Origin of the sequence: Brachyspira suanatina (genome assembly GCF_001049755.1) — a bacterium.
Taxonomy (GTDB): Bacteria; Spirochaetota; Brachyspiria; order Brachyspirales; family Brachyspiraceae; genus Brachyspira; species Brachyspira suanatina.
Genome location: NZ_CVLB01000001.1, coordinates 584,720 through 599,444, shown reverse-complemented (window position 1 = coordinate 599,444; position 14,725 = coordinate 584,720). Strand labels below are relative to the sequence as shown.

Annotated in this window: 12 protein-coding genes and 1 tRNA gene; 7 read left to right on the top strand and 6 right to left on the bottom strand. The window is 26.2% G+C overall.

From position 1 onward, the window contains the following. Nucleotides 1-2 precede the first annotated feature (2 nt). A complete protein-coding gene (locus BRSU_RS02740; RefSeq protein WP_048593679.1) occupies nt 3-956 on the bottom strand; it encodes a ribose-phosphate diphosphokinase in 954 nt (317 codons plus the stop codon). Nucleotides 957-979: 23 nt separating this feature from the next. Beyond that, nucleotides 980-1,051, bottom strand: a tRNA-Gln gene (locus tag BRSU_RS02735). Nucleotides 1,052-1,259: 208 nt separating this feature from the next. Between BRSU_RS02735 and BRSU_RS02730 the strand changes: the two genes are divergently transcribed. Beyond that, nucleotides 1,260-2,711: a hypothetical protein gene (locus tag BRSU_RS02730; RefSeq protein ID WP_048593678.1), complete on the top strand. Its 1,452-nt coding sequence runs from the start codon at nt 1,260-1,262 to the stop codon at nt 2,709-2,711. A gap of 4 nt (nt 2,712-2,715) precedes the next feature. On the opposite strand, the gene BRSU_RS02725 is transcribed toward BRSU_RS02730, so the two are convergent. Both BRSU_RS02725 and mtnK read right to left on the bottom strand, forming a co-directional pair. Further along, nucleotides 2,716-3,771, bottom strand: coding sequence for an S-methyl-5-thioribose-1-phosphate isomerase (locus tag BRSU_RS02725; RefSeq protein ID WP_048593677.1), 1,056 nt, complete (start codon nt 3,769-3,771; stop codon nt 2,716-2,718). A gap of 85 nt (nt 3,772-3,856) precedes the next feature. Further along, on the bottom strand, nt 3,857-5,071 hold the full coding sequence (gene mtnK / locus BRSU_RS02720) for an S-methyl-5-thioribose kinase (protein WP_048593676.1): 1,215 nt from the start codon (nt 5,069-5,071) through the stop codon (nt 3,857-3,859). Between the two features lie 465 nt (nt 5,072-5,536). Here mtnK and BRSU_RS02715 point away from each other — a divergent pair, with 465 nt between their 5' ends. The 5 genes from BRSU_RS02715 to BRSU_RS02695 all read left to right on the top strand — a co-directional run bounded on the left by BRSU_RS02715 (nt 5,537) and on the right by BRSU_RS02695 (nt 10,124). Then, on the top strand, nt 5,537-6,895 hold the full coding sequence (locus tag BRSU_RS02715) for an FAD-dependent oxidoreductase (protein ID WP_048593675.1): 1,359 nt from the start codon (nt 5,537-5,539) through the stop codon (nt 6,893-6,895). A gap of 162 nt (nt 6,896-7,057) precedes the next feature. Next, nucleotides 7,058-7,630, top strand: a complete 573-nt coding sequence (locus BRSU_RS02710; protein WP_048593674.1) for an ECF transporter S component — start codon at nt 7,058-7,060, stop codon at nt 7,628-7,630. 143 nt (nt 7,631-7,773) lie between these two features. Continuing rightward, nucleotides 7,774-8,355 (top strand): hypothetical protein, encoded by a 582-nt coding sequence (locus BRSU_RS02705; protein ID WP_048593673.1) that lies wholly within the window; start codon nt 7,774-7,776, stop codon nt 8,353-8,355. A gap of 24 nt (nt 8,356-8,379) precedes the next feature. Then, nucleotides 8,380-9,330 carry a dipeptidase gene (locus BRSU_RS02700; RefSeq protein WP_048593672.1) on the top strand — a complete coding sequence of 317 codons (951 nt, stop codon included), beginning with the start codon at nt 8,380-8,382 and terminating at the stop codon, nt 9,328-9,330. 77 nt (nt 9,331-9,407) lie between these two features. Further along, nucleotides 9,408-10,124, top strand: a complete 717-nt coding sequence (locus tag BRSU_RS02695) for a hypothetical protein (protein ID WP_048593671.1) — start codon at nt 9,408-9,410, stop codon at nt 10,122-10,124. 513 nt (nt 10,125-10,637) lie between these two features. Here the strand turns inward: BRSU_RS02695 and BRSU_RS02690 are convergent. Continuing rightward, the gene (locus BRSU_RS02690) at nt 10,638-11,243 is read right to left on the bottom strand and encodes a TetR/AcrR family transcriptional regulator (protein ID WP_048593670.1); all 606 of its coding nucleotides are present in this window, start codon (nt 11,241-11,243) and stop codon (nt 10,638-10,640) included. Nucleotides 11,244-11,346: 103 nt separating this feature from the next. Here BRSU_RS02690 and BRSU_RS02685 point away from each other — a divergent pair, with 103 nt between their 5' ends. After that, nucleotides 11,347-13,230 (top strand): alkyl/aryl-sulfatase, encoded by a 1,884-nt coding sequence (locus tag BRSU_RS02685; RefSeq protein ID WP_048593669.1) that lies wholly within the window; start codon nt 11,347-11,349, stop codon nt 13,228-13,230. A gap of 416 nt (nt 13,231-13,646) precedes the next feature. Here BRSU_RS02685 and queA read toward each other — a convergent pair whose 3' ends face one another. Next, a complete protein-coding gene (queA, locus tag BRSU_RS02680) occupies nt 13,647-14,723 on the bottom strand; it encodes a tRNA preQ1(34) S-adenosylmethionine ribosyltransferase-isomerase QueA (RefSeq protein ID WP_048593668.1) in 1,077 nt (358 codons plus the stop codon). Nucleotides 14,724-14,725 lie beyond the last annotated feature (2 nt).

Genomic DNA, 14,725 nt, shown 5'->3' with positions numbered 1-14,725 from the left:
TTTTACTTATCAAATAGAACACTTATAGAAAGCTCCATATGTATATGCCTGATAGCATCAGCAATAACAGGAGCAACTGAAAGAACTTCTATTTTGCTGCCTAATCTGTCTTTCATAACTTTCAAACTATCTGTTATATAAAGCTTTTCTATATCACTGGCATTAATTCTCTCATAAACGTCACCAGAACATACGGCATGAGTTATAAACACATATATTCTTCTCATACCAGCTTTTTTCAAAGCCTGCATACTTTTTATAAGAGTACCGCCTGTATCTATTATATCGTCTATAATAATAGCATCTTTGCCATTAACGTCGCCTATAATATTCATTACTTCGCATTCATTAGCTCTGTCTCTTCTTTTATCTATAATAGCTATATCAAGATTTAATTGTTTAGCTATAGCTCTAGCTCTTCCTACTCCTCCTATATCTGGAGAAACAATAATAGAGTTAGACATATCAAGATCTTTTTTTATTTTATCCAAGAAAACATGTTTTGAAAGCATATGATCTACAGGGATATCAAAAAAACCTTGTATTTGTGCTGCATGCAAATCTAAAGCCAAAACTCTATGAGCTCCAGCCTCCGATAAAAGATTAGCAACTAATTTAGCAGTTATAGGCACCCTAGGTTCATTCTTTCTATCTTGTCTAGAATAACCATAATACGGAATAACAGCTGTAATTCTTTTAGCACTAGCTCTTTTTAAAGCATCTATAATACAGTAAAGCTCCATCCAATTTTCACTACTAGAAGGACGTCCGGTAGGCTGTATTACATAAGTATCTTTATTTCTGACTGTTTCTTCTACTCTAACAAAAGTTTCACCGTCAGCAAACTTACGTATTTCCATATTACCTAATTTAAGCCCAAGATTCTTAACAACATCTTCTGCCAATTGAGGATTTGCTGTACCGCTTAAAATTAATATTTCGTCTGTTATTCCCATTTAAGTACCATATAAGAGAAAAGTTGGGGTGGAAGGATTCGAACCCTCGAATAATTGGACCAAAACCAATTGTCTTACCGCTTGACGACACCCCAGTATTAACAAATGAACTTTAAGTTCTATGAGTTTCATATTCTACTATATAAAAAAAATTTGTCAATACCTTTATATGATTTTTTAAATTTTATTATTCAATTTTAATTTATAAAACAAAAAAATTAATTTAATAATATAAAATTATTGATAAAAAATAAAAAAAGTATATTATTATACTTAATATTGGTATAATTTTAAAGGCTGAATATGGATATTGATTTAGATAAATATACCCCAATAGATTTAAATTTCATAAAAGATAATCTGGATATTATTAAATTTAATTCTCCGGAAATTATATGTACAAGTAATGATAATTTATATTTGTCTATACCTAATTATAAAATAGATATTCTTTTTGATAAAAATTCTATAAATAACGACATATTCAATAATTTTTATATAACTAAAAATTCAAAATCAATTATAGATTTAGTATTAGAAAAAAATGATAAAGATCAATACAGGCAAATTGAAAATATAAATCAATTCTTAAAAGTATATAAAGATTGTATGCCTGATTCTGAAAATACAAAAATATTTGAATATAAAATACTAGAAATAATTCTAGAAGAAACACCTAAAGAAAGATTTATATCTATAAAAAATTACATTGATATATTAAATCAATATTATAATGATCAGTTATATGCTGATGCTATACAATATATATTAGATATAATAACCCAGCTTGCTTTCATAGAAAGAATAAATTTGATTCATTTGGTAAATGCCTCAAGAGATAAAATGAATCAGGTATATTTTGATAATTTAGAATATTATGACACTCAGATAGTATCAAATGATTTAATACTATCAATAACAAAACTTGTAGATAAAATATATCCTAATATAAGTTTATTTTATGGATTTGATAATTTTAACTGCAGAAATGTTATAGGACATGGAAACAGAGTATTTATAATTTTTATAGAATTCATGCTTTACTATAATGAACAAATAGATAATCACTTAAATTTAAAAACTATTATTAATTTCAATAAAAAATATAAAAATTTTTATGAAAATGTTTTTGAAAAATACAAAATAAACAAATCAAACATTAAATTTAATGACATTTTCAAAAATGGACTTAAAAAAATATCAATAGAAAATATAGCATCTTTTGCAGCTGGAGCATTTTGGCATGATGTAGTTAAAGTAAAAGAATTAGACTATCTTAATATAAATAAATCAAAAGAATATGCTAAAGAATCAACATCTCATGCTATAAAAGGTTATCAATTTTTAAAACTTTTCAGAAATTATAATGATAATATATCATTAATTGTAGGAATGCATCATGAATATTATGGTTATGGAAATGGTGTAATAGAAATAATAAATAGACAATTCAATGAAAATAAAGAGTTAAATCCTTCATATCTTGTATCAGATATTCCAGATGATATTCAAACGCTTCAAAGCTTAGCATTTTTCCCTGCTAAAGTATTAGAAATAATAGATTTATTTGATACAACTGTAATGCCGCAAAAAAGCTACAGCAGAAAAGATATGAATACAGCCGATGCTATAAAATTAATATATGATAATTATATAGTTAAAGAAACTCAATTAGACCCTATATTATTTGAATTATTTGTAGATTTTTTAATAGACATCAAAAAAGAAGATATAAAAAACCCATTAAAAGACTAATTTATTAATATTCTCCCTCATCATTACCTACATAATATTTAAACACATCATAAGGCGAATAAATACCTAAATCTGTTACAACAGCACTAACTAAATGAGGAGGAGTATAATCAAATGCCGGATAAAAACCTTTTACACCTTCCTTAGATGTTTTTACTCCCATAGCCTCAGTAACAAGTTTTTCATCTCTAAATTCAAAATGTACATCTTCAAGTCCATTATAGCCTTTATCTGGCGCTCCTGTTACGAAATATGGTATGCCTAAATATTTTGCTACTATTGCTATTTGGAAAGTACCTATTTTATTAACTACAGCACCGTTCAAACATATTAAATCAGCAGCAGAAGTAAACACATCTATTTTTTTTTCCTGCATAGTATATGCCACCATATTATCTGTAATAACTGTAACATCAGCCCCTTGATCATAGGCAACTGTAGCTGTAAGCCTTGCACCTTGAAAATAAGGTCTTGTTTCAGCACATACAACCTTTATATCTTTATTCTTTTTTTGGAATTCCTGTATCATAAAACCTACTATAGACTCACCGAAACATTGAGTAAGTATAGTTCCTTTGTCAGGATACATAGATACTAAATTTTCTGCTATTTTTTTTATTTTTGAATATCTTTTAGTAGAAAGTTCTATACCTCTGTTAAACATAGCTTCTATAGGATCTTTACCTGATTTTATTGCATCAGTACCTGCCTCTAAACATGATTTAGTTATAAGCATCATTCTTCCGCTTGTAGTAGGTCTGGAGTTAGCCAAAGTATTACAAGCATGAGTTAAATAATCTATTCTGTCATTTCCTTCTAAATGCTTTGATTCATATCCAGCTAATGCCATACCCATAGCAACTGCTAAATAAGGGCCGGCACTTTGAGTTACCATATCTGCTATGGCTTTTGAAACTTCTTTATGGGTTTTGCATTCTACAAAATTAACTTTATTAGGGTAGACTCTTCTATCTAATATTTTAACGCATCCTTCATCATACCAAGCTACATTTTCAAATTGAAGCATAAAAGCTAACTCTTTATCTACCCTATTAATCATAAAAAACTCCAAAATAATTATTTATTCATATTACTAGCAATAAACAAAATGAACAATTCATTCATAACTTAAAATTAATAATAATTTATAAATCAATATTATCAATTATATTATCCACAAATTTCATAAACTTTTCTTCTTCAGAAAGTCTGTCTCTATAAGCTAAACATTCAATACCTATATTCAAAAGTGTATATTCAATTTTACCTCTTATATCAGTATCAGAAACAGACTCTATTTCTTTTACCCTTGCACATCCTGTAGTTCTTCTCAATAATTCAAGACCGCATATACCAAATCCTGTTTTAAGTACCTCAAGTAAATAATATTCTATAAAATAATCATTTTGTACTGAGATATCATTACTTTCATTTAAAAATTTAGCAATAAATTTATTTTTAAAGAGCCTTAAAATATCATCAATAACTTTAAAAAGGAATGATGTATAATTTCTATCTTTAGTAACATATAAATGATAAACATAAGAAAATATAAAATTAGCCATAATAGTACCTAAGTCATATCCTATAGGTCCATAAAAGGCAAATTCACAGTCCATGACTTTAATATAATTATCATCAACAAAAATAGAACCTGTATGCAAATCTCCATGTATTAAAGCCTGAGGATTATTCATAAATTCATACTTTAATTTTGCCGCTTCTAATTGCAGCTGCTTATTATTATATAAATTATCCTCAACAAATTTATTTAATGATTCAGAAAAAACATTTTCTTTAAGTACATTAAAAAATGGTTCTCTAAATACAAGTTCTTCACTTATCTTACAAAGTTCTTTATTAGTATACTTTACAACATTTTCTTTCTTAGTAAAAGGATCCATAAAAAAATCTGCTGTTGATAATGTAGTTTCAACTAAAAAGTCTGTTATCTGTTCCTGTAAATGATGATATATCTGCCCTTTCATCAAAGCATCTCTAAGTACTAGAAATGATTTCAAATCTTCCATTACGAATAAATTCATAACTTTATCTATAAAAATTACTTTTGGAGCTAAATCAGGGAGTATACTGCCGTAAAATGATAAAATCTCAGCCTCTCTTGCATTTCTGTTAATATCTAGTATTCTTCCTGATGAATTGCTTCTGGTATGTACTCCTGCTTGTTTAAGTATTATGGAATCTTGACCATTACTTATTCTATATACATAATTTATATTTCCATCGCCTATTTCTTTACAAGTTATATTATCATTTTGAGAAAAGTATTTTAATTTATTTTTTACATAAAGTAAAACATCCTTCTCTTCCATCAAAAAGTATTCATTAAAATTTGTCATAAATTAAACCCATAATAAATTTCAATTTTTTATAATATAGCATAAAAAGTATAAATATCAATACATTATAATTATAATATTTTTATTATATAACATTACTATATCACATAATATTTTTATATTATAAACACTGTTTACACAACTATAATGCATATATTCAAGATATTTTTTTATATAAACGCTTATATATTATAATTTAAATATTTTTTACAATATTTAAACATCCTTATTAGATCTTATTGTAAAAAAAAGAAATATAACTTTTATACATAAGTATAATAAAAATATAATCTATATCTTAATCATTATAATTTTACAATAATTAGTGAAAGCACTATATAAAAAGAGTATTGAAACAATTAAAAATTACTAATAATCATATAATATAACTTGACTAAGTATTTTTTTTGTACTATAATAAACACCAATTTTATTTTAAATTTTTTAGTAAGGGGTTAAATTATTATGAAAGTTATTGTAATAGGCTGTAACCATGCTGGTACATGGGCAGTAAAAACTTTAAAAGCTACAGATCCTAATTGTCAAGTAGTTACTTATGATAGAAACGATAATATATCTTTCTTAGCCTGCGGTATTGCACTTTGGGTTGGAGGAGTAGTTAAAGATCCTAAAGGTTTATTCTATGCTAGTCCTGAAAGCTTGAAATCTGAAGGCATTGAGGTTCATATGGGACATGATGTTACTAAAATAGATTGGGCTAACAAGAAATTATACGTAAAAGAGCTAAAAACAGGAAAAGAGTTTGAAGACACTTACGATAAACTTATTCTTGCTACTGGTTCTTGGCCTGTAACTCCTCCTATTGAAGGATTAAAACAAGAAGGAACTACTTATGGTCTTAAAAAAGGTATTTTCTTCTCTAAACTTTACCAGCAAGGACAAGATATTATCGATGAAATAGCTAAACCAGAAGTTAAAAAAGTTATGGTAGTTGGTGCTGGATATATAGGCGTTGAACTTATAGAAGCATTCAAAAATCATGGTAAAGAAGTTATCTTAATGGAAGCTTTACCTAGAGTTATGGGTAATTACTTTGATAAAGAAATCACTGATGAAGCTGAAAAAAGAATCAAAGAAGCTGGCATAGAAATGCATTTAGGTGAAACTGTTAAGAAATTTGAAGGTGATGACAGAGTTAAAAAAGTTGTTACTGACAAAGGTTCTTACGAGGTAGATATGGTTGTTATGTCTGTTGGTTTCAGACCTAATAATGAACTTTATAAAGATTATTTAGAAACTTTACCTAATGGCGCTATAGTAGTAGATACTACTATGAAAACTACTAAAGATCCTGATGTTTATGCTATCGGTGACTGCGCTACTGTATATTCAAGAGCTTCTGAAAAACAAGAATATATTGCTTTAGCTACTAATGCTGTAAGAATGGGTATTGTTGCTGCTAATAACGCTTTAGGAAAACATGTTGAATATTGCGGTACTCAAGGTTCTAATGCTATTTGCGTATTTGGATACAATATGGCTTCTACTGGTTGGTCTGAAGAAACTGCTAAGAAAAAAGGATTAAAAGTAAAATCTAATTTCTTCAAAGATGCTGAAAGACCAGAATTCATGCCTACTTATGAAGATGTTTTAGTAAAAATCATTTATGAAGAAGACAGCAGACGTTTATTAGGTGCTCAAATAGCTTCTAAACATAATCATGCTGAAGCTATTCATGCATTCTCTCTTGCTATACAAAATGGTATGACTGTTGATCAATTTGCATTATCAGATTTCTTCTTCCTACCTCACTACAACAAACCATTATCTTGGATGACTATGGTTGCTTATACTGCTAAATAATTATAACAAAAATATAATTTAGTTTAAAAATATTATACCCTCTAATAAGTAATTTTATTAGAGGGTTTTTTATAACTAATAAATATTTTTCATATTATATATATAAATTTATAAAGTTTAAAAACGAAAATTATAATATAAAAACAATATATTGGATCGTTTATGAGAAAAAAGATTACATATGATATTACTATAATGGTAATTGGTATTGCAGCGAATATTATAATGGGACATTTAATAATAATACTAAAAATACCATTTTTATTTATGGATTCTGCCGGTACAATATTGACTGCTGTTATGCTTGGACCTATATACAGTGCTGTTGTAGGTATTGCCACAAATTTCATTATTTCCATGACAATAGACTATGTTAATTTGCATTTTGCGATAGTAAACGTTGTTATAGGCTTAACAGCTGGAGTAATAGCAAGAAAATATGATTTTTCAAAAATAAAAGTTGCAATTATATCAGGAATAATAATAGGAATAGTTTCAGCTATTGTATCATTACCTATAGTGATAATTGCCGCTAAAGGAGTTACCAATAAGCCAATAGATAACTTTATCCAAGTTATTCATAATAGTGGAAAAAGTTTTATTATATCTGTAACTATAACTACAATATCAAGCTCTATGATAGATAAGATATTATCTTCCATATTAGTAACAACATCCATTAAATCAATACCTTTTTTAAGCAAGGAAAATAATCATCATTATCATTATAAATAAAATAATCAGCTTTATAATTCAACAAAACTATGAAAACTACATATGATTCAATAAAAATAAATGATTATATCAAATAAAGCTATTGAAAAATAAAGTTTATCATTGTATATTAAAGTAACTTAATTATATTTTCGGTTAGTATTATGAATAATGATTTAAAATACAATATTTTGATAGCATTTATAGGAATAGTAATAAATTTTGCTTTAACATTTATAGTATTAATACTAAAAATACCATTTTTATTTTTAGATTCTGTTGGTACTATTTTATCCGCAGTTATACTAGGACCTATTTATGGTGCTATTGTAGGTATATTAACAAATCTCATAATATCAGTATTTATAAGTTATTCACATTTAAATTTTGCAATAGTAAATGCATTGATTGGAATTATAATTGGTATTTCGGCAAAAAAATTTAAGTTTGGTATTATATCAGCTATTATATCAGGAATTATAATTGGAATAATATCGCCTTTAATAGGAACTCCAATATCTATAATTTTATCTGACGGATTCACAGGTACAACAATAGACAGTTTTATAAAACTATTAAATGAAAATGGATTTGGGTTCTTTCAGGCATCTTTCTTAATGAGATTATTAACAAATATAATCGATAAAGTATTATCATGTTTTATTGTATATGTAGCAATAAAAAAGATTATTCTCTTTCAAAAAAATGAATCTATAAATGAATTAAATACTAATAATGAAAATTAATTAACATAACAAAGGCTAATAAATATGATTTTCGATGCTCATTCTGATATATGGACTGATGTCGCTGTAAAAACTTTCAAAGGTGAAAATAATATTATAAAAAAGTATCATTATAATAATATGATAAAAGGTAAAATAGGAGGGTCTATATTTGTAATATGGACTGAACCTAAACATTATAACAGAGCATTGGAAAGAGTAAGAGAAATTCAAAACTCAATAAATAAAGAACTTGAGTATATTAATGATATTATATTAATAGCAAAAAACTATGATGATATTATAAAAGCACAGAAAGAAAATAAATTATATATATTCATAGGATTTGAAGGTCTTATATCTATAGATGATAATATTGATTTGATAGATGAATATTATAATTATGGAGCAAGACATGCTAGTCTTACTTGGAATGAAGAAAATAAATTAGCTACAGGAGTTAGAGGAGATTCTTCAAGAGGATTAACTCAATTAGGAAAAAAAGCTGTAAAAAAAATGCAGGATAAAGGCATGATAGTTGATGTATCTCACTTAAATGATAAATCTTTCTTTGATGTTATAGATATTACATCCTCGCCTATTATAGCATCTCATTCTAATTCCAGAGTATTATGCAATAGCATGAGAAATCTTACAGATGAGCAGTTAAAAGCTATAAGAGATGTAAATGGTGTTATAGGGTTTAATTCTTACAAAGGCTTCATCGATGAAAACAAAGAAAAACAGAATATAAACAGAGGTATAGACCATATAAAATATATAGCCGATAAAATAGGCATAGATCATATAGGAATTGGTTTTGATTATAATGAATATTTTGAAGATGAGGATGCTCCTTATATAAAAGGCTTAGAAAATGCCTCAAAATCTTATGATATTATAATCAAATTAAAAGAAGCTGGTTTCAATGATGATGAAATAGAAAAGATAGAATATAAAAATTTCCATAGAATCATAAAAGAAATAGTAAAATAATTATTTAATAATTGATATTTTTCATTTTTATTGTATCATATAAAAGTAAATATTTTTTACATTTATACGGATATATTATGAAAAAATATCAAAACTTATTTTCAAATAATATTAATTTTATTATATCAATATCATTATTAGGATTTTCAAGCTTAATATTTTGGATGATATCTTTTAAATTAATATCTATTATAATATTTATATTTTTATTATTAGTTTTATTTTATACTGTACAAGACAAATTAGAAAGCTATATCAAAAACATAAAAATTAATAAAGCTAATAAAAAAGAAGTAAATGAAAAAAAAGAACCTTTAAATAATAAAACCGACACTGATAATAATAAAACAAATGCTGACAATAATGAAACAAACAGCTTTGATAAAAATATTCAAAATAAAATATCCCAAATAGATGATTCTGATTTAGCACTCATTATAAATGATGTACTATTTAAACTTAATTTTATTTTAGAAAAAACATGTAATAATAAATCATATAAAAGAACATACAACTCTATAATTGACTATTACATACCAACAATAGAAAAATTTATAAACAGATATATAGAATTAGATGAAGCATATATGGAAAATAGCAAAAAGCAAAAAATAAAAAGAGATATAAAAAATTCTATATGCATTATAAATTTAGGATTTCAAAAAATGATTAATGAATTTAATACTGATTCTTTGATTGATATTTACAGTGATATAGATGTACTAAGAGCTATTTTAATAAGAGACGGTTTAATAAGTGAAAAAGATTTTCCAAAAATTACTTATGAGATTTAAAACATATAAATAAAATTCTTTTTCTATACAAAATTCACTAAACGCACGGTGAGCAAATTTTATTAATTATGTATTAAATATTGTATAATACTTAGTTTTAGATTAAAAATGTAGTCTTTTTGATTCTTTTGCTCACAAAAAGAACTGTTGGTGTTACGGCACGACTGTGTGCTTTACAGGGCTAGTCCCCACAAAAAACTAAATTTAAAATTGTGTTTTTTGACAAACTCTAAAATTTTTAGTATATAGTGAATTTTTTAAGTTTGTCAATTTTTTGTCGTTCTTTTCAGTCGTACACCTACAGCGAAGGCTACATTTTTGATATAAAATAATGGTATTATATTACATTTAACATATATTCTCAAAATATTAAGCTGTAGCATATGCGTTTTTTGCAACTTTTTTGTGCGGCAAAAAAGTTGATAATTTTATATAAAGTGTATCAGTTGAGAAACTTAAAAATTTTTAGTATATACTATAAAGAAACAAAAGATAAAAATTTAAAATAAAATATTAATCATCTATTTTTATAAACAAAGATAAATATAATTTCATTTCTTTTTCAGTTTCTTTAACAAGATTAAAATTACTATTCGATAAAGCCCATTCATAAAAAAATCCCCTAAAAAACACTATAAGCCTTTTAGTTATAGCCTCTGCACTATCATCATATATAACTAAATTAGATTTTTTTAATGAATCAACCAAAGATAAAATATGATTATAAAAAAAAGCATCTTTTGATAATAAAGCATTATTCCTATTCATAATGCTATAATTAAATATTTCAAGTATTAAATCTCCGCCTAACTCTGCAACCAATTTAGAAAATTCTTTAAAAGCATATAATATATCTTTATAAGAATTAGTTTTATCCTTTGATAATATTTTTTCTTTATATAGTTCAGCATTAGTATTGAAAATATAAAATATTATTTCCTGCTTATTAGTGAAATAATGATAAAAATTTCCTATAGATATATCAGCATTAGTACAAATATCTTTAATTTGAAGATCATTTAATGAATGTTCTTTCAATAAATTCATTGTGGTATCTACTATTTTTTTCTTTGTTTGCTCTGCTTGTTCTTTTCTTGTTACTTTTTTCATCTTTTTCATAAAAGAATTATAACAAATAACTTGACAAATTGCAATTATATTATAGAATTAATTCATTGAATTTATTCGTCGAATTAATTCTATAAAAATAAGGAGGCAGCTAATGAATAAAATATTAATTTCAATACTTTGTATTTTTTTAATATCCTGTTCTTCTAATAATTTCAATTCCGAAAGAAAAGATGCAACAGAATATACCAAAAAAGAAAATGAAAAATTAAAAAACTATTTGCCGTTTGATGACAATACAGATTTTGAAAACGCTAAAAGAGGCTTCATTGAAACTTCTGACGGTAATGTATCCTTCCCCTTCATATCAAATCAGCCTGCCCCAGATACAGTTAATCCTTCCCTATGGAGGCAGGCACAATTAAATAATATATCAGGTTTATTTGAAGTAACACCAGATATATATCAGGTAAGAGGTTTTGATTTAGCTAATATAACTTTTGTAAGAGGAGATACTGGTTGGATTGTAATAGATGTACTGACAACAAAAGAATCAGCATCTAAAGCAATAGAATTATTTAGAAAGTATAAAGGAAATGATCCAATAACAGGAGTAATATTTACACATTCTCATGTTGATCATTTTGGAGGAATAAGAGGAGTCATTGAAAACAGTAATATACCTATTGTGGCACCTGAGGGATTTTTTGAAGAAGCTGTATCAGAAAATCTTTTAGCAGGCAATGCTATGATCAGACGTTCTTCTTATATGTACGGAGGACTTTTACCAAAAGATGAAAAAGGTACAGTTGATGCAGGACTTGGTAAATTAGTTGCAACTGGAACTCCCGGTATTATAAAACCAAATAAAATAATATCTAAAGATTATGAATCATTCACAATTGACGGAATAGAGTTTCAATTTTTAATGGCACAAAATACAGAAGCACCTGCAGAGTTTATGATTTATATACCAAAATACAGAGCTGCATCAAGTGCTGAAGTAATGAATCATACACTTCATAATTTATCAACATTAAGAGGAGCAAAGACAAGAGATTCTATTGTATGGTCTAAAGCTATAGAGAAATCAAAAGAATTCTTAAAAAACAGAACTGATGTATTATTCGGTTCGCATCACTGGCCTATATGGGAACAAAGCAATATAGATGATTTTCTAAATAAACATGGAGATTTATATAAATATATTCATGATCAAACTTTAAGATATGCCAATATGGGATACACTCCTATAGAGATAGCAGAAAAAATACAGATACCGGACAATTTAGCAAAAGAATTCTATAACAGAGGTTATTATGGTTCTATAAATCATGATGTAAAAGCTGTTTATGATTTTTATTTCGGTGCTTGGTGGGACGGAAATCCTGTTAATTTATATAAACTTCCTCCTGAAGAATCAGCAAAAAGATATGTTGAGTTTATGGGCGGAGAAGATAATATAATAAAAATGGCTAAAAAATCTTATGATGAAGGCGATTACAGATGGGTTCTTGAAGTACTCAATAATGTAATCTTTGCTAATCCTAATAATGAAAATGCAAGAAAACTCAATGCAGATGCTATGGAACAATTAGGATATCAAAGTGAATCTGCTGTTTGGAGGGCTTATTTACTTACTGGTGCTTATGAACTTAGAAATGAAATAGATCCAAATATGAAAGCTCCTCAAACTACATCATTAGATATGATAAATGCATTATCTGCTGAAAACATGTTTGAATATATATCAGTTGCTTTGAATCCTGATAAAGTAAAAGATAAAAATATTTCAATACTTTTCAATATCACAGATGATAATAAATATCTTGTAAAAATAGAAAACTCTGTATTAAAATATAAAAAATATAATAATGAAAATACTGACTATACAATAGATATTAACATGGCAGATTTTAAAAAGGCATTATTTACTAAGAATGCTGATGATTTAAATATTAACAATAAAGATGCATTTAACGAGTTTTTATCCTACTTTGACACTTTCCAATATTGGTTTAACATAGTTACACCTTAATCACATCTTTTTTTCAAATGAATGCGGCGGGTATATAAAATGCCTGCCGTAATTATTATAAAAAAATTAATATATACCTAAACAACTATATTTTGTCAAAAATGAATTTTATAAATTGAAATATTTGCAGGGCTTTGCCCTGCACCCCAGTTCTTTTATTGGTATAAAAGAACCAAAAAAACTGCATTTTTAGTCTAAATCTAGGATATACACTACATTTAATACATATATTTTCAATATAAAGTTCTAGCAATTGCGTTTTTGCAACTTTTTTGTGCGGCAAAAAAGTTGATAATATCTATATAAAGTGCATAAGTTGACAAACTTAAAAATTTTCAGTATATTTAAACAATTATATTTTTTTACTTCTTAAATTATTATTTTTATTATTATCAAAGAATAAAAAATTAATATTATTAATACATAAACATAGCGTCGCCGTAAGAAAAAAATCTGTAATTATTTTCTACCGCTGTTTTATAGGCATTCATTATATTGTCATAACCTGCAAAAGCACTTACCATAGCAAGCAATGTAGAATGAGGTGTGTGAAAATTAGTAATCAAAGCATCAACGCATTTAAACTTATAAGGCGGATAAATAAATATATCAGTAGAGCCTTCCATTCTTTTAAAATAATAATTATCGTATTCGCTTTCTAAAACTCTTGCAACAGTAGTTCCGCATGACACAACTCTCCTACCATCTTTCTTGGCATTGATTATTATATCATAACTTTCTTTTGGTATTATAAATTTCTCTTCATGCATAACATGATTACGTAAATCATCTTCTTTTAAAGGATTAAAAGTTGAAAAGCCTACATGCAATGTAACATAACAAACAGTAATTCCCATAGACTTTATTTTCTCTAAAAGTTCTTTAGTAAAATGAAGTCCTGATGTAGGAGAAGCAATACTTCCCTCATTTTTGGCATATACATTCTGATAAAATTCTTTGTCTTTATCATTGTATTCTTCTTCGCCTTTCTTTTTTCTGCTTTGAATAATATATGGAGGAAGTGGAACTTTACCTATAGCATCTAAAATTTCACTTGTTAATGGTTTTGAAAATTTTATTATTTTAGTTGATATATTATCCTTTTCTATTAATGCCTCAATATCTCCAACATTTTCTAAATGAGAATAATTCAAATATAATATATCTTTTTCTTTTATATTCTTACCTTTTATTAAACATTCCCAAGTAGTTTCATCATTATTGAATTTATTAAGAAGCAATATTTCTACATTACCGCCTGTATTTTTTTTAGCATATATTCTAGCAGGTATTACCTTACTGTCATTTAATACCAAAATATCATCTTTATTAAGATAATTAATTATATCAGAAAAAATTTTATGCTCAATTTCTCCTGTAAATTTATTTAATATCATTAACTTACAATGATCCCTTTCATAATTAGGAGTTGTAGCTATTAAATTTTCAGGTAAATAAAAATTATAGGTTTCTTTATTTAAATAATCTATCATAA